Source organism: Amycolatopsis ultiminotia (assembly GCF_039536925.1).
In the GTDB taxonomy this organism is placed as follows: Bacteria; Actinomycetota; Actinomycetes; order Mycobacteriales; family Pseudonocardiaceae; genus Amycolatopsis; species Amycolatopsis ultiminotia.
In genome coordinates this window covers 252,493-272,348 of sequence record NZ_BAAAZN010000002.1, presented here as the reverse complement: position 1 = coordinate 272,348, position 19,856 = coordinate 252,493, and the positions used below count along the sequence as shown (strand labels likewise).

Sequence of the window (19,856 nt, the reverse complement as noted above, 5' to 3'; positions counted from 1 at the left end):
CACTCCCGCTCGGGATAGTTGTAGGTCTATAACATTTGCCAGATTACAACTATCCCGCCCTGCCGGGCGCCGGACGCGGCACAGATCACCGGCGGGACCGGACATCCCGCGCGAATCCCCCGCCCGCTCAGCCCGGGAACATTGCGCTGAGCCGGGCGAGGGTCTTCTCGATGCCCTCGGCGTTGCGCTTCGGGAAGCCGGCCAGCCGGAGCGCGAACGGCACTCGCGCGGTGGACCAGTCGAACGTCTCGGTGACCCTGGTCTGCCCGTCGCCGTCCGGTTCGAGCAGCCAGCGCCAGCGGTGTCCCATGAAATGCCGCCACGCGATGAGCCGGTTGTCCTCGAACTCCACCACGGTGTTCCGCACCCGGTATCGCTTGCGCATCTTCATGTCCATGCCGAACGTCGCGCCGAGCGACAGCCGGGCCGGGCCGCTGCCGGAGCGGACCGTGCCCGAGCCGTCGATGAGCGGATGCTGCGCGGGGTCGGCGAGCAGCGCGAAGAGCCGCTCCGGCGGGGCGGCGATCACCGCGGTGCGTGAAACCTGGCGATTTCCCATACCCGGCACCTTAGGTGCGCCGGACCCGATCAATGCGGCCGCCGGGTGGCCCACCGACGAAGTCACCCGGCGGCCGCCGCGCAGGAAGCCGTCACCGGGGCGGCGACTTCTCCAGTACCACCGTCCGCTCGCCGAGCGGAGCCGCCAGCGCCACCGAGATCACCGGATGGCGCAGGTCCATCGTGCACATCTGGCCGGGCTTCGCCTTCGTCTCGCTCAGGTCCACCACCACGTGCTGTGCGGTCTGCTCGACCGCTTGGCCGAGGGCGTGCCCGCAGCCGCCTTCCTCGGCACGCACGACCAGGATCGTGCCGCCGTTGCCGGTGTAGACCTCGCGCGGGTACTGCTTGGGCAGAGCCGCGGCGTCGAGTTTGCCCGCGGGCACCGGGACACTGCCCGCCGGAACCTGGAACTGCGGTTTACCCGGGGCAGGCGTGGATGTCGGCGACGCCGGCGAGGTCGTCACGCTGCCGCTCGGTGCCGCGGAGTCGCCCCCGGCCGCCGGTGCCGTGGCCATCGGCTGCTGACTGCCGCACGCCGTGACCGTCGCGAGGATCATTGCCGTTCCGATCAGCTTCGTCGAGTACCTCATGACGATTGGACGGAACGACCGGCCTGCCGGGTTGCACGCGTTCACGGACCGGCCCGCAGCAGCAGTTTCCGTGCCCCCAGTGGTTCGGCGAGGCGCACCGGCAGCGGGGTCTCCCGGACGTGCATCGGGCACATCTTCCCGTGCGGTGCCCGGACCAGCGTCACGGTCACCACCACATGGTCGCCGTTCTGTTCCCCGGCGGCTGCGCTGACCTGGTCGCACCCGGCTTCCTCGGCCTGGACCACCACGGTCGAACCGCCATCGGCCAGTACCACGTCGTGCGGGTAGCCCGCGGGCAGTGCCGACGCGTCGACCTGTCCGGCGGCCGGTGCGGTATCCCCCGGCGGCACCCCCTGCGTCGGGCGGCTCTGCGGCGGCCCAGGCGGGACGGACGACGGCGCCGGAGGCGGGGCCGAGGGCAGCTGCGACGGCGAACGCGAGGCGGTCGCTCCGGTCTGGCCGCCTTGGCCGTCCTGGCTGTTCTCGCTGCTTTGGTTGCTTTGATCGCTCTGGTTGCCTTGGCCACTTTGGTCGCTTTGGTCACCGCAGGCGGCCACTGCGAGCAGCAGCACACTCGTCGCCAGTACTTTTCCGGTTGTCCGCATGCATTGCGGACGAAATCCGGGCCGGTCCGGTTGCATCCGCGGCCCGAATTCTCGCGACGAGGCGGATTTCGACAAGGCAACCACACGCTCGGATCGGCCCGCCCGGTCCACCGTGCGGGCTCCGGCAAGCCCTAGCACCGGGGGTGCCCGGACACCAGACCTCGGCACGAAAGTCCCGCTCGCGTCGCGCTTCGCTGGACGGGTTTTCCCAGCGGTGGCCCGAATTCCGATGGGGCAGCGGTTGGGGAAGTGTGCCCAGAGTGGTGAAGAATCCCTATCCTCCGGAGAAGGCCGGTTGTCCGCTTCTCTGGGCTCTGGTGTAGTCGATTCATCACCGCCCGCCCCGTGGAGCATAAGCTCCACAATGGACACTGGAAGGACAATTCCCTTGGCCGGCAAGAGATGGATCAGCCTGCTCAGAAACGTCGCGGTGGGTGCCGCGGCACTCGCCAGCACCGCAGGACTCGCGATACCCGCGGCGGCCGGGCAACCGCCGTCGGCCGACGGCACCCGGGTCGTCGGGGGCACCCGCGCCGACCCGGGGGAGTTCCCGTGGATGGTGCGATTGTCGATGGGGTGCGGTGGTGCGCTGTACACCGAGCAGATCGTGCTCACCGCCGCGCACTGCGTGTCCCGCACCGGCAACGACACGTCCATCACCGCCACTCTCGGCGTCGTCGATCTGCACAGCTCGGACGCCAAGGAGGTGCGATCCAGCTCCGTGTACCGCTCGCCGACCTACGACACGACCGGCGGCGACTGGGCACTGATCAAACTGGCCGGCCCGGTCCGCGGAATCCCGACACTGCCGCTGGCCACCTCGGGTGCCGGCAACACCGGCACGTTCACCATCGCCGGCTGGGGCGCAGCTTCCGAGGACGGCGACCAGCAACGGTACCTGCGCAAGGCCGACGTCCCGTTCGTCGACGACAAAACCTGCCAAGCCCAAGGCGCCGGCTACGGCGACCTGAAACCGGACGCGGAACTCTGCGCGGGCAACGTCGACGACGGCGGCGTGGACACCTGCCAGGGCGACTCCGGCGGCCCACTGTTCCGCCGCGACGAATCCGGCAAATGGACCCAGCTAGGCATCACGAGCTGGGGCGACGGCTGCGCCCGCGCACACGCCCCCGGCGTGTACACCGAGGTGAGCACCTTCGCCTCCGACATCGCCGCAGCCGCCGAGAAGATCTGACCCCTGCCCCAGCCGCCCGAACCACCCGACCCCCACACCCTGGAGGCTCCCGACCACTTCATCCCACAACCACGGCACCCCGAGGTCATTGCACCCCTCTTGTACACGGAGCGTGCAGCCCGTCGGTGCACCCCGAGATCGCTCACCCCAGCCACTTCCCCAGCCGTCGGTGCACCCCGAAATCACCTCGCCCCGGTCACTTCACTCCTGCCGTCACTACAACCCGCCTGATCCCCACTCCCGGAAAGCCCCTTCCCCACTCAAGGAGGACATACAGCGCTACCAACCCAAACCGGACACCGAATCCTGTATCCCACCACCAGATCCACTCCGGCCCCGGGGCCCGAACCACGGCCTCCGCACCCGAAATCCGAACATTTGCCCAGTAACACCCAATTGAGAGGAGCTCCCCACACCACTCACCCAACGCACGCCTCACCCCCAGCCACCAGAGGCCCAGTCCCTCCGACCGGCCACAGGAAGGCCCCGACTAACGCCGACCAACGTGACCGCAGGAAACATTCGCCCCGGCAGGGCCAGGCACCGGGCAGAGCGAAGTTTGATCCTGACACCCAAGGCGGGACCCAGACCCCCACACCCCAGACCACACCCCGGAGTCCACACTCCGGAGTCCGGACTCGAAGTTTGACCGCCAGGCTCCCAGCTCCGGACGCCGAGAACCAGCGACAGCGTTCAGGGCCCCAACTCGGAGGTCTGCCCTCCGACTCAGTCCTCCGGCTCCGAGCCCTGGGTCCGCCGCCAAGGTCTGAGCCTGGACCCGACGCCGGAGTCTCGCTCTGAGCCTGGACCCGACGCCAGGGTCTGGCTCTGAGCCTGGGACCGACGCCGGGGGTCTGGGTCTGGGTCTGGGTCTGAGGCCTGGGGGCTGGCTCTGGTTCCACACTCCGGCTCCGAGACCTGGGACCGGCTCCGATTCCGGAGTCTGCGTCGGTTCTGGGGCCGGACTCCGACTCCTGGTCTGGGTCGCCGGTCTGGGACCGGCTCCGGGTCCGGTCTGGGTCCCCGGTCTGGGACCGGCTCCGGGTCCGGTCTGGGTCCCCGGTCTGGGATCGGCTCCAGATCCAAGTCCGGTCTGGGTCCGGGTCCAGGTCCGGTCTGGGTCCAGGTCCGGTCTGGGTCCAGGTCCGGTCTGGGTCCGGACCGGGCTCCGGGCGCCTGGGCCTGGGTCGGTTGCTCTTGCACGCGGAGCCTGCGCGCTCGCCTCGTGGTGGGCGATCGCGCGCCTGCTCCCCGTTCCGCACCGCCGGCGCCACGCGCCTGTCCATCCCGCGGCGCCTGCGTCGGCCCGGTTGTCCCTGGCGCACCGCCGCCCTCAGCTGACCGGCCATGCCGCGCCGCGAGCGTCTCCCGGCCGACCGAACGGATGCCCACCAAGCCACCAAGCCACCAAGCCACCAAGGGCGAGGATACCGACCGGTCAGCGGGTCTTGTCCAAACGGGACACTGCCTCCTCGTAGCCCTCGACCAGGTCGGCGATCACCTCGGCCACCGGGCGGATCCGGTTCATCCTGCCGACGATCTGGCCGACCGGCATCGACACCACGGTCGGGTCGTCGGCGGCGTGGATGCGGTTGTGTGCGTGGGACACCAGGAGGTTCTGCAGTGGCATCGGCAGCGGGTCCGGAGCTTCCGGGGCCGCCCACGCCTCCGTCCAGCGGGTCTTCAGCAGGCGGGCCGGTTTGCCGGTGTACACGCGGGTTCGCACGGTGTCCGCGGAGGTCGCCGACACCAGTGCGCGCTGCATGGCCGTCGAGCCGGGCATCGTCTGGTGGTATTCCTCCGTCGTCAGCCAGATCGAGCCGGTCCACACGCCGGACGCGCCCAGTGCCAGCGCGGCGGCCATCTGGCGGCCCGAGCCGATGCCGCCCGCGGCCAGTACCGGGGCACGGTCCCCGACCGCGTCCACGACCTCCGGCACCAGCACCATCGACGCGATCTCGCCGGTGTGCCCGCCCGCCTCGTGGCCCTGTGCCACGACCAGGTCCACGCCGCCGTCCACGTGCCGTAGGGCGTGCGCGCCCTTGCCTGCCAGTGCGGCCACCGGGACGCCCGCCTCGTGCGCCCGCGAGATGACGTCCGCGGGCGGCGAGCCGAGCGCGTTCGCGATCAGGCTGATCCGGTGGTTCAGCGCGACGTCCACATGCGACCGGGCCACCGAATGCAGCCAGCCGAGCACGCCGGCGCGCTCGTCGGTGTCGTCCGGCAGCGGCGGCACCGACAGATCCTGCAGCACCTTGTCCACAAAGGACCGATGGCCCTCCGGGATGAGCTTCGTGAGGTCGGTCTGGCTGCCCTCGGCAGGCACCTTCGCCGGCATCACGATGTCCACCCCGTAGGGCTTGCCGTCGGTGTTCTCGTCCATCCAGCTCAGCACTGCGTCGAGCTCCTCGGCGGCGTTGAACCGCACGCAGCCCAGCACGCCGAGCCCGCCCGCACGGCTGATCGCGGCCGCGACGTGCTCCGACGGGGTGAATCCGAAGATCGGCAGATCGATGCCGAACCGGTCGCACAACGGGGTGCGCATACGCCCTCCTAAGCGGGTTCGTGCTCGGCGGCGTACCGCTGGGCCCAGGGATAGTCCGGTTTGCCACTCGGCGACCGGCCGATCTCGTCGGCAAGCCACACCGTGCGCGGCACCTTGTACCCGGCGACCTCGGTGCGCACGTGCGCCTCAACCTCGGACAGGTCCAGCGTCGCCCCCGGCCGCGGCTGCACGACGGCGGCGACGCGTTGCCCCAGCCGTTCGTCCGGGACACCGATCACCAGCGCGTCGAACACGTCCGGATGCGATTTCAGCGCCCCCTCGACCTCCTCCGGGTACACCTTCTCGCCACCGGTGTTCACGCACTGCGAACCGCGGCCGAGCAACGTGACGGTGCCGTCGTCCTCGTACCGCGCGTAGTCGCCGGGGACGACATACCGCACTCCGTCGACCTCGGCGAAGATCGTCGAAGTCTTCTCCGGATCCTTGTAGTAGCCGATCGGGACGTGCCCGCGCCTGCCGATCAGCCCGACCGCGCCCGGCTTCGGCTCGACCGCCCGGCCTGCCTCGTCGAGCAGGATCGCGTCCTTGCCGAAGCTGACCCGCGGGCCCGCGCTGTGGTCGGAATCCTTGCCCACCATGCCGATCCCGGTGAACCCGCTCTCCGACGAGCCGATCGCGTCGGTGATCACCACATTCGGCAGCATCGCCAGGAACTCCTGTTTCACCGACTGCGAGAAGAGCGCCGCGTGGCTCGACACCGCGGCCAGTGACGATGCGTCGTAGTCGCCCGCGCGGTAAGCCTCGATCAGCGGACGCGCCATCGCGTCCCCGACGATGGTGAGCACCTGGACCTTGTGCTCCTGCACCGCCCGCCACACCTCGTGCGCGTCGAACTGCGGGACGAACACCACCGGGCTGCCGGTGAACAGCGCCCCGAACGCAGCCCACTGCGCTGCGCCGTGGATCAGCGGCGCGGCGGGCAGCCGCACCAGCGAACCGGCCTTGCCCTCCTCGGCGAGCGTCCACTCGTCCGGTACGTATTCGCCGGTCACGAAGTTGATCCCGCCGCCGAGCGCACGCCAGATGTCCTCGTGCCGCCACAGCACGCCCTTCGGATAACCTGTGGTGCCGCCGGTGTAGAGGATGTAGCGGTCGTCCGCGCTGCGCTCGCCGAAATCGCGGTCAGGCGACTCCCCGGCAAGCGCCGTTTCGTACTCCACGCCCGTCTCGTACGGCGTGTCCGAGCCATCCTCGACGACTACAACGTGTTTCAGTTTCGGCGCCTCCGGCAGCACCGCGGCCACCTTGTCCGCGTACCGCCGTTCGTGCACCAGCGCGACCAGGTCGGCGTTGTCGAACAGGTACCGCAGCTCGCCGTGCACATAGCGGTAGTTGACGTTCACCGCGATCGCGCGCAGCTTGTACGCGGCGAACATGGCTTCCAGCGTTTCGATGGAGTTCCGGGAGTAGATACCGATGTGGGAACCTTGTCCCACGCCGTGGGCGGCGAGGTGGTGGGCCAGCCGGTTCGCGCGCGCTTCCAGCTCGGCGAAGCTCACCTGCCTCCCGCCGCACACGACTGCGACGCGTTCCGGCACGGCGTCGACGGCGTGCTCGAGTAGATCCGCGATGTTGAGTGCCACGCACCCAAAGTAGAACATGTTATTGTTCTGGGCAATCGCCCGAGAGCGCAGCCGGCACCGCGGGAGGTAATCGCAAGTGGCTGAGCCGCACGCACTGGTGACCCGGCAGGGGCACACCCTGGTGGTCACGATGAACCGGCCGGAGGCGCGCAACGCGATCACCGGCGAAATGCTCACGATCATGGTCGAAGCCTGGGACCGGGTGGACGCCGACGACGAAATCCGCAGCTGTGTGCTCACCGGCGCGGGCGGCGCGTTCTGCGCCGGAGCGGATCTGAAATCGATGTCACGAAACGCCCCGGACAAGGCGTTCACCAGCGGCACCTTCGACCCGAGCCGGATCGAGGGGCTGCTCAAGGGCCGCCGGCTGACGAAACCGCTGATCGCCGCGGTGGAGGGTCCGGCGATCGCGGGCGGCACGGAGATCCTGCAGGCCACCGACATCCGGGTGGCCGGGCAGACCGCCCGGTTCGGTGTGTCCGAACCGCGCTGGGGCCTGTTCCCGATGGGCGGCTCGGCCGTGCGCCTGCCCCGTCAGATTCCGTACACCGTGGCCGCGGATCTGCTGCTCACCGGCAGGCACATCACCGCGGAGGAGGCCCGCGAACTCGGTCTGATCGGCCACGTCGTACCGGACGGCCAGGCACTGTCGCGCGCGCTGGAACTGGCCGCGCTGATCAACGACAACGGCCCGGTCGCCATCCGCGCGATCCTCCGCACCATCCGCGACACCGAGGGGCTGCCGGAGGAGGAAGCGTTCAAGCTGGACGCGAAGTACGGCATCGAGGTCTTCGCGTCGGCGGACGCGAAGGAAGGCCCGAAAGCCTTCTCGGAGAAGCGGAAACCGGAGTTCGAGGGTCGCTGAGACCCACCGGGCCCGCACCGGACCCTCGTACACCCGGCACGCACGCAAGAGAAACCCACCGAACTGCGCCGGAATCCGGACTGCACGAGAACCTGCCGCCCCGCGGCCTGACCCGTTGGACCGCCCCGCGGTGAAACCTGGTGCACCACGAGAATGCTCCGGACAGCGCAGAACCATCGAACCACGTAGAAACCTGTCGAATTGCAGTGAAACCCGCTGAACCGCGCGGGAGCCGGTCAAACCGTGGCGAGGACCTTTGACCACAAAGGAATCCACCGGACCCGCCCAAGACCTGGTGAACCGTGCCGACAGCCGACAGCCGGCGGCGGATCCTCTGGACCTGCGGCGGGATTCGCCGGGCCGCACGCGAGAAGCCCCCTCCCGGAAAGAATCGGAAGGGGGCCTCTCGTGGGGTTCTCAGGATACGTAGCGTTCGCGCAGTCGTCGTTTGTAGAGCTTTCCGTTCGGGTCCCTCGGTAGCTCCGGCAGGTAGTCGACGGACTTCGGCAGCTTGAACCGGGCCAGCCGGGTCGCCGCGTAGTCCAGTAGTTCGGTGGTCAGCTCCGGGGACGGTGTCACCCCTTCCGCGGGCTGGACCACGGCCTTGATCTCCTCGCCCCAGTCCTCGTGCGGGAGGCCGAACACCGCGATGTCCGCGACCTTCGGGTGCATCACCAGCTCCCCCTCGATCTCCGCCGGGTAGACGTTCACGCCGCCGGAGATGATCAGGTCCGCCTTGCGGTCGTGCAGGTAGAGGTAGCCGTCCTCGTCGAGGTGCCCGACGTCGCCGAGGGTGAACAGGTCGCCGACGCGCGCCTTCTCCGTCTTCTCCCGGTCACGGTGGTACTCGAACTTCGATTCGCCCATCTTCATGTACACCGTGCCGACCTCGCCCGCGGGCAGTTCGCGGCCCTGGTCGTCGAGCACCCGGATGGTCGACCCCGGCCACGGCAGTCCGACCGAGCCCGGTTTGCGCAGCCAGTCCTCGCCGTTGATCACCGTGCCGCCGCCCTCGGTGGCCGCGTAGTACTCGGTGACCACCGGACCCCACCAGTCGAGCATGCGCCGCTTCACCTCGAGCGGACAAGGCGCGGCACCGTGGATCATCACCCGCAGCGAGCTGAGGTCGTACTTGTGCCGCACCTCGTCGGGCAACGCCAGCAACCGCCGGAACTGCGTCGGCACCATGTGGCTGTGCGTCACGCGGTGGCGTTCGATGAGCCGCAGCATCTCCTCGGCGTCCCAGCGATCCATCAGCACCGCGGTGTGCCCGAGCTGCAGGGAAATCGCCACGAAATTGAGCACCGCGGTGTGGTACAGCGGCGAACCGCACAGGTGCACGTGCCCGCCGAAGGGGCGCAGGCCGAAAACCGCGAAGAACCCCGCGGACGCCGCCGGCACCTGGTCCGGGTCGGCGCCGGACAGCGGCCGCCGGACACCCTTCGGCCGGCCGGTGGTCCCGGAGGTGTAGAGCATCGGCGAGCCGGACGTGCGGTCTTCCGGACGCTCGTCGCCCAGCCCTGCGCCCAGCTCCTCGATCCGGCGGAACCCGGGCACCGTGCCACCCGCGAAACGGCTCTCCGCCGGCAGCCCGGCCTCGTCGGCCGCGGCGATCGCGACGTCGGCGAACCGTTCGTGCGCCAGGAACGCCTTCGCCCCGCTGTCGCCGAGGATGTAGGCGACTTCGGGGCCAACGAGATGCCAGTTGACCACCACCACGTACAGCCCGATCTGGATCCCGGCGAAATGCGCCGCCACCAGATCCTCGCCGTTCGGCAGCAGCAGCACTATCGCGTCGCCTCTTTCGAGACCCAGTTCGCGCAGGCCACGGGCGTACCGGTTCGCCTTGGCCGCCAGCTCGCCGTATCCGATCTCCCGCGCATCCGGATCCACCAGCGCCACGCGGTCCGGCTCGGCCGCGGCGATGGTCCACAGTCCCAGCTCCATAACCTCAAATCTAGAACGTGTTCCACAACAGCACAACAGGTGTCTTGCCTCTGATTCGAGAACGTGTTTCACTCAAGCCCATGCCGGTTTCGGATGCTCCCCTGTCGGCGCCGCTCGACGTCGGCTTCGACTACACCCGTTCCACCGGCCCGATTCTGGGCCGGTTCGTGGAGGCGCTGCGCGATCGCCGGATCGAGGGCGTGCGCGGCAGCGACGGGCGGGTGCACGTGCCCCCGCCCGAATACGACCCGCTGACCGCCGAACCGCTCACCGAGTTCGTCCCGGTCGCCGCGGAGGGCGTGGTGGTGTCGTGGTCCTGGTGCGCGGCACCGCTCGACGGCCAGCCACTGTCCCGCCCGTTCGCCTGGGTACTGGTGAAACTCGACGGCGCGGACACCAGTCTGCTGCACGCACTGGACGCCGGTGCACCGGACAACGTCCACACCGGACAGCGAGTACGGGTGCGCTGGGCCGACGAAACCGTCGGCCACATCCGCGACATCGCCTACTTCCTGCCCGCGGACTCGCCGGACACGGCACCGACCGAAGCAGCACCGCCGGTCGCACCGCGCGAAGAAGGCGCCCCGGTGAGCGTGATCATCACCCCGGTGCACCTGCGTTACCAGCATTCCGCGTCGCCGGAGGAGAGCCGTTACCTGCGTGGGCTGGCCGAGGGCCGGCTGCTCGGGCAGCGGTGCCCGGCCTGCGGCAAGGTGTACATCCCGCCGCGCGGCGCGTGCCCGGTGGACGGTGTGCCGACCACCGACGAGGTCGAACTGCCCGACACCGGCATCGTCACCACCTTCTGCATCGTGAACGTGCCCTTCCTCGGCCAGCGCATCAAACCGCCCTACGTCGCGGCCTACGTACTCCTCGACGGTGCCGACATCGCCTTCCTGCACCTCGTTTTGGGTTGTGCCGCCGAGGAAGTCCGGATGGGCATGCGTGTGCGGGCCGCGTGGAAACCGCGGGAGGACTGGTGGACGTCGCTGGAGAACATCAGTCACTTCGAGCCGACCGGCGAGCCCGACGCCGCGTACGAGACCTTCGCCCATCACCTGTGAGGACCCATGCCTGAAGTAGCCGTTGCCGGTTTCGCGCAGGCGCCCAACGTCCGGGAGACGGCGGGCACCACCAACGGGGTCGAGATGCTCGTGCCGATACTGGCCGAGGTCTTCGCCGCCACTGGACTGTCCAAACAAGACATCGGGTTCTGGTGTTCGGGTTCGTCGGACTACCTTGCCGGACGGGCATTCTCGTTCATCGCCGCGGTGGACGCGATCGGTGCGTTCCCGCCGATCCACGAGTCGCATGTGGAGATGGACGCCGCGTGGGCGCTGTATGAAGCGTGGCTCAAAATCCGCACCGGGGAAGCGGAAACCGCACTCGTGTACGGCTTCGGCAAGGCGAGTGCCGGGCAGCTGCGCCGGGTACTCGCCCTGCAGCTCGACCCGTACGTGCTCGCTCCACTGTGGCCGGACTCGCTGGGGATTGCCGGGCTACAGGCCAGGCTGGGTCTCGAGGCCGGTCTGTGGTCCGAAAAGGACCTCGCGGAAGTGGCTGCCCGCTGCCGGGCGGACGCCGTGGGCAACCCTGCCGCACAGTTGTCCGGCACGGTCGACGCGGCCGAGCTGCTCGACACGCCGTACGTCGCCGATCCCTTGCGGGCCCACGACATCGCCCCGATCACCGACGGAGCCGCGGTGCTCGTGCTCGCCTCCGCCGAACGTGCCCGCGACCTCGTCGACCGGCCGGCGATCCTCACCGGCATCGAACACCGCGTCGACTCCCCCGCACTCGGTTCGCGCGATCTGACGCGTTCACCGTCCACCGAATCCGCCGCGCGGGCGCTCGACCTCGACGGCGTCGAACTCGCCGAACTGCACGCGCCGTTCACGCACCAGGAACTGATCCTGCGTCGCGCACTCGACCTCGGCGCCGACGCGCGGATCAACCCGTCCGGCGGAGCGCTGACCGGCAACCCGATGTTCTCCGCGGGACTCGCCCGCATCGGCGAAGCGGCCACGCGGATCCACCGCGGCGAGGCGGGCAAAGCCCTCGCACACGCGACCAGCGGCCCCGCCCTGCAGCAGAACCTCCTTGCCGTGCTGGAGGCACGATGAGCACACCATCACGACAGCCAGCTCGTCGTGCCGACCGGGCGCGGGTGTCCCGCATAACACTGGAGGCACGATGACGAAACAGCTCGCCGCGGTGCTCGGGACCGGGCAGACGCATCACCGCGCGAAGCGCACCGACGTGTCCATGCCCGGACTGCTGCGTGAAGCGATCGACCGGGCGATGGCTGATGCGCAGGTCGGCTGGGACGACATCGAGGCGGTGGTCCTCGGCAAGGCACCCGACCTGTTCGAGGGCGTCATGATGCCCGAGCTGTTCCTTGCCGACTCACTCGGCGCGAACGGGAAACCCTTGCTGCGCGTGCACACCGCCGGTTCGGTCGGCGGGTCGACCGCGCTCGTGGCCGCATCGTTGATCCAGTCCGGGGTGCACCGGCGGGTGCTCACCGTGGCGTTCGAGAAGCAGTCGGAGTCGAACGCGATGTGGGGCCTGTCGATCCTGCCGCCGTTCCAGATGCCGGTCGGCGCCGGTGCCGGCGGCTACTTCGCGCCGCACGTGCGTTCCTACATCCGCCGTTCCGGCGCGCCCGAGCACATCGGCAGTATCGTGGCGGCCAAGGACCGGCGCAACGGGGCACTGAACCCGTACGCGCATCTGCAGCAGGCGGACATCACCGTGGAATCGGTGCAGGCCTCGCAGATGCTGTGGGACCCGATCCGCTACGACGAGACGTGCCCCTCCTCCGACGGTGCCTGTGCGATGGTGCTCGGCGACGAGGCCGCGGGAGACGCGGTGCCCGGTGGTGCGGCGTGGATCCACGCCACCGCAATGCGCACCGAGCCCACGACGTTCGCCGGTCGCGACCAGGTGAACCCGCAGGCGGGCCGGGACGCGGCGGCCGCGCTGTGGCACGAGGCCGGGATCACCGATCCGCTGTCCGAAGTGGACGTCTCGGAGATCTACGTGCCGTTCTCCTGGTTCGAGCCGATGTGGCTGGAGAACCTGGGGTTCACCGCGGAGGGTGAGGGCTGGCGGGTCACCGAGGCGGGCGACACCGCGCTCGGCGGCCGGATGCCGGTCAACCCGTCCGGTGGTGTGCTGTCGTCGAACCCGATCGGCGCGTCCGGGATGCTGCGGTTCTCCGAGGCGGCCAAGCAGGTCATGGGCCGCGCCGGGGACTACCAGGTGGACGGCGCGCGGATCGCGCTCGGCCACGCTTACGGCGGCGGCTCACAGTACTTCAGCATGTGGGTGGTCGGCGCCGGCAAACCGGCGTGAGCCGGAGGGCCTGATGTCGCGGGACCGTCAGCTCGCGAGCTGCTCGGCCGCGCTGCGCGGTTCGCGGCCGAGCAACTCGGCCAGCAGCGGATTGTGTCCCGCGAAGTAGCCGCTGCGGGCGGCTTGGAACATGGTGAGCGTCAACCTGGCCACGAACTCCGGAGTGCCGTTCGCGATCTGCTCGGTGACCCATTGCTCGTCTTCCACCACAACGCGTTCGACGGTGCGGCCGGTGAGTTCGGAGGCGGCTTCGGCGAAGTCGTCGAGGGTGGCGGCCGGCGCGGAAAGGGTGACGGGACCGTCGAAGGCGCGGTCGCCGGCGAGGATGACCGCGGCGGCCTCGGCGAGGTCGGCGCGATCGGTCCACGGGATGGGGCCGTCCGCGGGCTTGGCGATCACGCCGGTCTGCCGCCAGGGTCCGAGCAGCTGGTCCAGGCTGCCGAAAAAGCCGTAGCGCAACGAGGTCCAGGCGACGCCTGAGCCGGCGAGGATCTCCTCGGTGGCCGCGTGGATGGCTGCCGGAGGGTACGCACTGCCGACGGCGCCGTGCTGACTGGTGTACAGAATTCTCCGGGCACCGGCCGCGGCGGCGGCCTCGATCGCAGTGCGGTGCTGACCGACCACGTCGGCTGCCGGATCGTTGGCGGACACCAGAAGCACCTGGTCGGCGCCGGCAAAGGAATCGCGCAGCGCGACCGGGTCGTCGTAGGAGCCCGGCCGTACGCGCACGCCACGTTCGGCGAAGTGCTGTGCCTTGGCGACGTCGCGCGCACTGACCCCGATCCGGTCGGCCGGCAGACGCCGGAGGAGGTGCTCGACGGTGGCACCGTTGAGGGTGCCGGTGGCGCCGGTGACGACGATCATGCGGATGGCCTTCCAGTAAGTTGACCTAGTGGGTCAAGTTAACTCCCGCCGCCGACGGTAGGTAAACTGACCATGCAAGTCAAGTTGTCCGTGCCGAGCCGAAGGAGGGCACATGGCCGAGGGAGCGCCTGGGAAACCTCGGCTGCGCGCCGACGCCGAGCGCAATACCGAGCAGATCCGCCGCGCCGCGGTCGACGCCTTTCGCGGCCGGGGCCTGACCGTGCCGCTGGAAGAGGTCGCCAAGGCGGCCGGGGTGAGCAAGGCCACGATCTTCAACCGGTTCGGCGGCCGGATCGGCCTGATCGAAGCCGTCATCGAAGAAGTCGTCGCGAACGAGCTGTACGCCATCATCGACCGCACCCGGACCATCGAGGACGCCGGAGAGCGGACCGCGTACTACGTCACCGCGATCCGCGACCTCCAGTATCGCCAGCCCGCCGCCAACGACATCATGCTGCAGGGATACCCCTACTCACCACAGCTCATGGACATCTGCCACGCCGCAGGCGAGATCAACGAGGAACTCGTCGCAGCAGGACGAGTATCCGGCGCGCTGCGGCCCGAGCTCACCGTGGCCGACCTCCACGCACTCATCCGCGACACCGCACTCGCCCTCAAGCACGGAACCCACCCCGAACGAGGCGACTACGACCGCCGTACCACCTTCTTCCTCGACGGAATCCGCGGGAGTGCGAGCAGGGAAGATCGCGCCACCGTCGAGAAGGAAGCGCTCCGAACGGCGTCCGTGCGCCGGAAACCCCGTAGTACTTAGACCCACAGCTCAATCGATGACCGGACACCCCTAGTCCCTTCTGCGGCCCCGCAACGCGAACAACGTGCCCACCACCCCGACCACCGCGCCGAGTGTGGCCGGCACGGCGCTGCTGCGCCTTGGCACGATGATCGGCCGCAGTTGCGTGGCGGTGGGCGGGGGCACCGGCTTGCGCGGCGCGTCCCGTGCGGTCGCGGTCCACGCGGTGATGTAGACGAGCATCCGTGCGATCAGCGAGATGAAGAACAGCAGGCCGATCACCGAGCCGAACGCCACGCCCGACGGCGAATGGCCGATCAGGCTCAGGTAGAAACCGCCGGCCTGCTTCAGCAGTTCGAAGCCGACCGCCGCGGCCACCGCGCCGCGCATCGCGCTGCGCCAGCCCACGCGTTCGCGTGGCAGCCGCGTGAGCACCCAGAGGAACACCAGCCAGTCGGCGAGCAGTGCGAGTGGCACCGAGGTCATGGACAGCACGCGGTGCCCCCAGCCGGTGTCCGTCACCCCGACGAGCTCCAGCAGGTAGCGGCCGGCCGCGGTGCCGGACACGGAGATGCCGAACGACACCAGCAGCGCCGCGGCCAGTCCGAGCAGCGCCAGCACGTCCATCACGATGGTGCGCAGCAGCGGCTGGTCGGAGCGGTTCTGCCCGTACATCGCAGTGAGCGCGTCCCGCAGCGAGTTCATCCAGTTCCACCCGGAATACAGCGCCACCACGAGTCCGGCGAGGCCCACCCCGGTGCGCTGCTCGACGAACCCGGTGAGCACGTCGGCCGCCCGGTCCCCGAGCGAACCCGGCAACGTCCCGGAGATCGCGTGCAGCAGTGTGTCCAGCAGATGCGGCTGGGTGGCCAGCACGAACCCGGCTGCCGACGAGGCCAGCATCAGGATCGGCACCAGCGACAGCAGGCTGAAGTAGGTGATCGACGCGACGTAGTGGTAGCCGCCGTAGTCGAGGTACCGGTTCGTGGCCCTGGCAAGGTGGTCCAGCCACCGGTACCGGGCGCGGGCACGGGCCCACCGGCTCGGCCAGTGGATCTCACGGGAACGCTTCACCGACACTGTCTACCCAGCGGGGACCGTTCTTGTCGCGGGGACGCGCTCAGGCCAGCGCCACTGCGGCGTGCCCGTCGTCGCGCGGCAGCGGCCCGTCGGTGGTGGCGAACACCGTCGCACCCAGGAAATCCAGCTCGCAGCCGAGCGTGGCGAGGAACGGCGTGTCGGCCGCGTCCCGGCCGGTGGCGATGCGCAGCATCGTCTGGCGGGGCGCGAGCCGGGTGGCGTCGAAGACGTACCAGCGCCCGTCGATGCCTGCCTCGAACACCGCGTGGAAGTCCATCGGGGACAGCCCCGGTGCGTACACCGACGTGTAGCGGGCCGGGACGTCGACGATGCGGCACAACGCCACGCACACGTGCGCGAAATCCCGGCAGACGCCCGCGCCTGCGAGCAGGGTGTCGATCGCGTCGTAAGTGGGCGCACCGGAGCCCACCACGTAGGCGATGCGCTGGTGCACGTGCTCGACGATGGCCCGCACCTTGGCACGGGCGTCGGTCAGTCCGCCGACCTCGGGCGGGAGCAACCCGCCCATCCGGTCCGACGGGCAGTACCGGCTCGGCCTCGTGTACCGCGCGATGTCGGCGAGGGTCACCGGTTCGGCACGTACCCCGGTCGTCGTGCATTCCCCGTGGTAGGCAACGCGATGCTCACCCTCGGTCAGGTCGAAGACCTCCGCGCGGGTGCCGTTTTCGAATTCGGCGGTGCGCGCCGGACCGGCGCCGGAAACGGTGAGTTCCCCGGTCTCCGCGCGCATCGCGGCAACCGAGACCGCGGCGAGACCGGGCTTGGTCACCCGGACCCCGAACTCGACGTCGGCCGTCACCCGCTGGGACATCGCCCCATCATGCAGGTGCCCGCCGCCGGGCGCGTCGCCGGGCATCGGTGCCCGGCAACGCACGCCGATCAGGCGTAGCGGACCTGGTAATGCTTGATGCCGTTGAGCCAGCTCGAGCGCAGCCGTTCCGGCGCGGCGGCCTCGGTGATGCCGGGCATCACGTCCGCGATCGCATTGAAGATCAGGTCGATCTCCAGCCGAGCGAGGTTGGCACCGATGCAGTAGTGCGAACCGGTGCCGCCGAAGCCGACGTGCGGGTTGTCCTCGCGCAGCACGTCGAACCGGCCGGGCTCGTCGAACACCTCGGGGTCGAAGTTGGCCGAGCTGTAGAACATACCCACCCGGTCGCCCGCGCGGATCTGCGCGCCGCCCAGTTCGGTGTCGCGCGTGGCGGTGCGCTGGAACGCGACCACTGGTGTGGCCCAGCGGACGATCTCGTCCGGCGCGGTCTTCGGCCGCTGCTGCTTGTAGAGCTCCCACTGGTCCGGATGGTCGAGGAAGGCCTTCATGCCGTGCGTGATCGCGTTGCGCGTGGTCTCGTTGCCCGCCACCGCGAGCAGGATGACGAAGAAGCCGAACTCGTCCGAGCCGAGCGATTCGCCGTCCACATCGGCCTGCACCAGCTTGGTGACGATGTCGTCCATCGGGCAGCGGCGCCGTTCCTCGGCCATGTTCCAGGCGTAACCGACGATCTCGGCGGAGGCGGTGAGCGGCTCGACCTCGTACTCCGGATCGTCGTAGGAGACCATCTGGTTGGACCAGTCGAAGATCTTCAGCCGGTCCTCCTGCGGTACGCCGATCAGCTCGGCGATCGCCTGCAGCGGCAGTTCGCACGCCACGTCGGTGACGAAGTCGCCGGAGCCCTTCTTGCGGGCCTCGGAGACGATGCGTTCGGCCCGTTCGCGCAGGGTGTCCTCCAGCTTCGCGATCGAGCGCGGGGTGAAGCCCTTGGACACGATGCGGCGCAGCTTCGTGTGCTGCGGTGCGTCCATGTTGAGCAGCACCAGGCGGTTGGCGTCGAGGCTTTCCGGCGTCATCTGGTCGTCGAAACGGATGATCGCGGTTTTCTCCCACGACGAATAGAGGTCGCTGTCGCGGGAAACTTCCTTGACGTCCTCGTGCCGGGTCACCACCCAGTAACCGTCGTCCTTGAAACCGGCGGTGTTGTGCGGCTGGGGATTCCACCACACCGGCGCCGTCCGGCGGAGTTCGGCGAACTCCGCCAGCGGCAGCCGGCTGGCGTAGAGGTCCGGATCGGTGAAGTCGAAACCGGCGGGTAAAAGCGGAGCGGCCACGGCTGCCTCCTGCACGGGATCGGCGGTGATACCCACTGCAACGCGTTCTATGGCCCAGTAGAGCATACGGTGTTAACTAGCGGAACCCACTTGAGTGAAACCCGTTTACTTGACCGTTCCAGATCCCGTCCTCGCAGGTGAACGAGCGCTCATTAGCCCTGAGGTGAAATCGGCCACGGCGTGCGGATGCTTGTCTCAAACAGAAACGTGTTCTAGTTTTGAGACGACGACGGAAGGGGACGCTCGTGGGTGAACCGGTGATCGTGGCGGCTGCGCGGACGCCGATCGGCAAACGCGGTGGATGGCTGTCCGGGCTGCACGCGGCGGAGCTGCTCGGCGCGGCGCAGCGGGGACTGCTGGACCGCGCGGGCCTCGACCCGGCGGAAGTCGAGCAGGTGATCGGCGGAGCGGTGACGCAGGCGGGCGAACAGGCCGGCAACCTGACCCGCACCGCATGGCTGCACGCCGGGCTCCCGGAGGCGACCGGCGCCACCACGATCGACGCGCAATGCGGTTCGGCCCAGCAGGCGGCGCACCTCGTGGCCGGGCTGATCGCCGCCGGCGCCATCACCGCGGGCGTCGCGTGCGGGGCCGAGGCGATGAGCCGGGTGCCGCTCGGCGCCAACCGGGGCACGGACGTCGGCTCACCGAAGCCCGACTCGTGGTCGATCGACCTGCCGAACCAGTACGGTGCGGCCGAGCGGATCGCAGTGCGCCGCGGAATCACCAGGGCCGACGTGGACGAGTTCGGCGTGCGCTCGCAGCGGAACGCGGCCGCGGCGTGGGCGGAAGGCCGGTTCGACCGGGAGATCGTGCCGGTGCCAGCCCCCGGCGATGCCGCTGCGGTGACCAGGGATCAGGGTCTTCGAGAGACCACAATGGATGGTCTGTCCCGGTTGAAACCGGTGGTGCCGGACGGAATCCACACTGCGGGCACATCGTCGCAGATCTCCGACGGCGCCGCGGCGGTACTGCTGATGGACGCCGGCCGCGCTCGTGCACTGGGCTTGCGCCCGCGTGCCCGCATCCGGTCGCAGGCACTGGTCGGCGCGGAGCCCTACTACCATCTGGACGGCCCGGTGCAGGCGACGTCGCGGGTACTCGACGCGGCGGGGATGAAGATCGGCGACGTCGATCTGTTCGAGGTCAACGAGGCATTCGCGTCGGTCGTGCTGTCGTGGCAACGGGTGCACCGCCCGGACGAGTCGCTGGTGAACGTGAACGGCGGCGCGATCGCACTGGGCCATCCGGTGGGCAGCACCGGTGCCCGTCTGCTCACCACGGCCCTGCACGAACTGGAACGCCGCGACGCCACCACCGCACTGGTCACCATGTGCGCCGGCGGAGCCATGTCGACGGCCACCGTGCTGGAACGGATCTGACCGGCCGTTCCGTAATCCCGCCACCGGTCCCGCACCTGTCCGGGCAGCCGAGTTCGGCGCAGGTCCGGTCCGTCGGTCTCGGTCCGGGCGAATCCACCGGCAGGGCACGTTCAGCCGATGGATTCGTCCGGACCGCACTCGCTCACGGCGCACCGGAAGTCCACGAACAGAACGGCTACCGGCCGGGGCGAGCGGCACCGGGGTATGCGGATGCAGACGCCGATGCCCGGCCCCGGGCCAGGCCACGCCGTGCGACTCCACACAACCGGAACGAGCCCCACGCAGACACGGCCACCCGGCCACGCGGCACCACGCCGCCGGAACCAGCCGCATGCAGACACCACCACCCCGTCGAGCAGCATCACGCCACGCCGCCGAAACCA

At 69.5% G+C, this 19,856-nt stretch carries 17 protein-coding genes; 7 read left to right on the top strand and 10 right to left on the bottom strand.

Annotated features, from left to right (window positions below; genetic code table 11):
- Nucleotides 1-127: 127 nt before the first annotated feature.
- The 3 genes from ABD793_RS06185 to ABD793_RS06175 form a co-directional block, all read right to left on the bottom strand.
- Entirely contained in the window at nucleotides 128-559 is a 432-nt protein-coding gene (locus ABD793_RS06185) for an SRPBCC family protein (RefSeq protein ID WP_344856258.1), read from the bottom strand.
- A 91-nt stretch (nucleotides 560-650) separates the two neighbouring features.
- A complete protein-coding gene (locus ABD793_RS06180; RefSeq protein ID WP_344856256.1) occupies nucleotides 651-1,151 on the bottom strand; it encodes a hypothetical protein in 501 nt (166 codons plus the stop codon).
- Nucleotides 1,152-1,192: 41 nt separating this feature from the next.
- Nucleotides 1,193-1,756 (bottom strand): hypothetical protein, encoded by a 564-nt coding sequence (locus tag ABD793_RS06175; RefSeq protein WP_344856254.1) that lies wholly within the window; start codon nucleotides 1,754-1,756, stop codon nucleotides 1,193-1,195.
- Between the two features lie 388 nt (nucleotides 1,757-2,144).
- Here ABD793_RS06175 and ABD793_RS06170 point away from each other — a divergent pair, with 388 nt between their 5' ends.
- Nucleotides 2,145-2,951, top strand: coding sequence for a S1 family peptidase (locus ABD793_RS06170; RefSeq protein ID WP_344856253.1), 807 nt, complete (start codon nucleotides 2,145-2,147; stop codon nucleotides 2,949-2,951).
- A 1,438-nt stretch (nucleotides 2,952-4,389) separates the two neighbouring features.
- On the opposite strand, the gene ABD793_RS06165 is transcribed toward ABD793_RS06170, so the two are convergent.
- Both ABD793_RS06165 and ABD793_RS06160 read right to left on the bottom strand, forming a co-directional pair.
- Nucleotides 4,390-5,496, bottom strand: a complete 1,107-nt coding sequence (locus ABD793_RS06165) for an NAD(P)H-dependent flavin oxidoreductase (protein WP_344856252.1) — start codon at nucleotides 5,494-5,496, stop codon at nucleotides 4,390-4,392.
- 8 nt (nucleotides 5,497-5,504) lie between these two features.
- Entirely contained in the window at nucleotides 5,505-7,100 is a 1,596-nt protein-coding gene (locus ABD793_RS06160) for an acyl-CoA synthetase (protein ID WP_344856251.1), read from the bottom strand.
- A gap of 76 nt (nucleotides 7,101-7,176) precedes the next feature.
- Between ABD793_RS06160 and ABD793_RS06155 the strand changes: the two genes are divergently transcribed.
- Nucleotides 7,177-7,965, top strand: a complete 789-nt coding sequence (locus tag ABD793_RS06155) for a crotonase/enoyl-CoA hydratase family protein (RefSeq protein ID WP_344856249.1) — start codon at nucleotides 7,177-7,179, stop codon at nucleotides 7,963-7,965.
- A gap of 417 nt (nucleotides 7,966-8,382) precedes the next feature.
- Here ABD793_RS06155 and ABD793_RS06150 read toward each other — a convergent pair whose 3' ends face one another.
- Entirely contained in the window at nucleotides 8,383-9,912 is a 1,530-nt protein-coding gene (locus ABD793_RS06150; RefSeq protein ID WP_344856247.1) for an acyl-CoA synthetase, read from the bottom strand.
- Nucleotides 9,913-9,992: 80 nt separating this feature from the next.
- Here ABD793_RS06150 and ABD793_RS06145 point away from each other — a divergent pair, with 80 nt between their 5' ends.
- The 3 genes from ABD793_RS06145 to ABD793_RS06135 all read left to right on the top strand — a co-directional run bounded on the left by ABD793_RS06145 (nucleotide 9,993) and on the right by ABD793_RS06135 (nucleotide 13,269).
- Nucleotides 9,993-10,976, top strand: coding sequence for a Zn-ribbon domain-containing OB-fold protein (locus ABD793_RS06145; protein WP_344856245.1), 984 nt, complete (start codon nucleotides 9,993-9,995; stop codon nucleotides 10,974-10,976).
- A gap of 6 nt (nucleotides 10,977-10,982) precedes the next feature.
- Nucleotides 10,983-12,035 (top strand): thiolase domain-containing protein, encoded by a 1,053-nt coding sequence (locus ABD793_RS06140; protein WP_344856243.1) that lies wholly within the window; start codon nucleotides 10,983-10,985, stop codon nucleotides 12,033-12,035.
- Between the two features lie 70 nt (nucleotides 12,036-12,105).
- A complete protein-coding gene (locus tag ABD793_RS06135) occupies nucleotides 12,106-13,269 on the top strand; it encodes a thiolase domain-containing protein (protein ID WP_344856241.1) in 1,164 nt (387 codons plus the stop codon).
- Between the two features lie 27 nt (nucleotides 13,270-13,296).
- Here ABD793_RS06135 and ABD793_RS06130 read toward each other — a convergent pair whose 3' ends face one another.
- The gene (locus tag ABD793_RS06130) at nucleotides 13,297-14,133 is read right to left on the bottom strand and encodes an NmrA family NAD(P)-binding protein (RefSeq protein ID WP_344856239.1); all 837 of its coding nucleotides are present in this window, start codon (nucleotides 14,131-14,133) and stop codon (nucleotides 13,297-13,299) included.
- A 112-nt stretch (nucleotides 14,134-14,245) separates the two neighbouring features.
- On the opposite strand from ABD793_RS06130, the gene ABD793_RS06125 reads away from it, so the two are divergent.
- A complete protein-coding gene (locus ABD793_RS06125) occupies nucleotides 14,246-14,905 on the top strand; it encodes a TetR/AcrR family transcriptional regulator (RefSeq protein ID WP_344856237.1) in 660 nt (219 codons plus the stop codon).
- A 30-nt stretch (nucleotides 14,906-14,935) separates the two neighbouring features.
- Here the strand turns inward: ABD793_RS06125 and ABD793_RS06120 are convergent, their stop codons facing one another.
- The 3 genes from ABD793_RS06120 to ABD793_RS06110 form a co-directional block, all read right to left on the bottom strand.
- The gene (locus ABD793_RS06120) at nucleotides 14,936-15,964 is read right to left on the bottom strand and encodes a YhjD/YihY/BrkB family envelope integrity protein (RefSeq protein ID WP_344856235.1); all 1,029 of its coding nucleotides are present in this window, start codon (nucleotides 15,962-15,964) and stop codon (nucleotides 14,936-14,938) included.
- 40 nt (nucleotides 15,965-16,004) lie between these two features.
- A complete protein-coding gene (locus tag ABD793_RS06115) occupies nucleotides 16,005-16,796 on the bottom strand; it encodes a transglutaminase-like domain-containing protein (RefSeq protein ID WP_344856233.1) in 792 nt (263 codons plus the stop codon).
- A gap of 68 nt (nucleotides 16,797-16,864) precedes the next feature.
- Nucleotides 16,865-18,091, bottom strand: coding sequence for a cytochrome P450 (locus tag ABD793_RS06110; RefSeq protein ID WP_344856231.1), 1,227 nt, complete (start codon nucleotides 18,089-18,091; stop codon nucleotides 16,865-16,867).
- 245 nt (nucleotides 18,092-18,336) lie between these two features.
- Here ABD793_RS06110 and ABD793_RS06105 point away from each other — a divergent pair, with 245 nt between their 5' ends.
- A complete protein-coding gene (locus tag ABD793_RS06105) occupies nucleotides 18,337-19,473 on the top strand; it encodes a steroid 3-ketoacyl-CoA thiolase (RefSeq protein ID WP_344856229.1) in 1,137 nt (378 codons plus the stop codon).
- Nucleotides 19,474-19,856 lie beyond the last annotated feature (383 nt).

Coding starts and splice junctions, on each gene's coding strand:
- ABD793_RS06185 (WP_344856258.1), bottom strand. CDS start 559: ATGGGAAATCGCCAGGTTTCACGCACCGCGGTGATCGCCGCCCCGCCG.
- ABD793_RS06180 (WP_344856256.1), bottom strand. CDS start 1,151: ATGAGGTACTCGACGAAGCTGATCGGAACGGCAATGATCCTCGCGACG.
- ABD793_RS06175 (WP_344856254.1), bottom strand. CDS start 1,756: ATGCGGACAACCGGAAAAGTACTGGCGACGAGTGTGCTGCTGCTCGCA.
- ABD793_RS06165 (WP_344856252.1), bottom strand. CDS start 5,496: ATGCGCACCCCGTTGTGCGACCGGTTCGGCATCGATCTGCCGATCTTC.
- ABD793_RS06150 (WP_344856247.1), bottom strand. CDS start 9,912: ATGGAGCTGGGACTGTGGACCATCGCCGCGGCCGAGCCGGACCGCGTG.
- ABD793_RS06145 (WP_344856245.1), top strand. CDS start 9,993: ATGCCGGTTTCGGATGCTCCCCTGTCGGCGCCGCTCGACGTCGGCTTC.
- ABD793_RS06140 (WP_344856243.1), top strand. CDS start 10,983: ATGCCTGAAGTAGCCGTTGCCGGTTTCGCGCAGGCGCCCAACGTCCGG.
- ABD793_RS06135 (WP_344856241.1), top strand. CDS start 12,106: ATGACGAAACAGCTCGCCGCGGTGCTCGGGACCGGGCAGACGCATCAC.
- ABD793_RS06130 (WP_344856239.1), bottom strand. CDS start 14,133: ATGATCGTCGTCACCGGCGCCACCGGCACCCTCAACGGTGCCACCGTC.
- ABD793_RS06125 (WP_344856237.1), top strand. CDS start 14,246: ATGGCCGAGGGAGCGCCTGGGAAACCTCGGCTGCGCGCCGACGCCGAG.
- ABD793_RS06115 (WP_344856233.1), bottom strand. CDS start 16,796: ATGTCCCAGCGGGTGACGGCCGACGTCGAGTTCGGGGTCCGGGTGACC.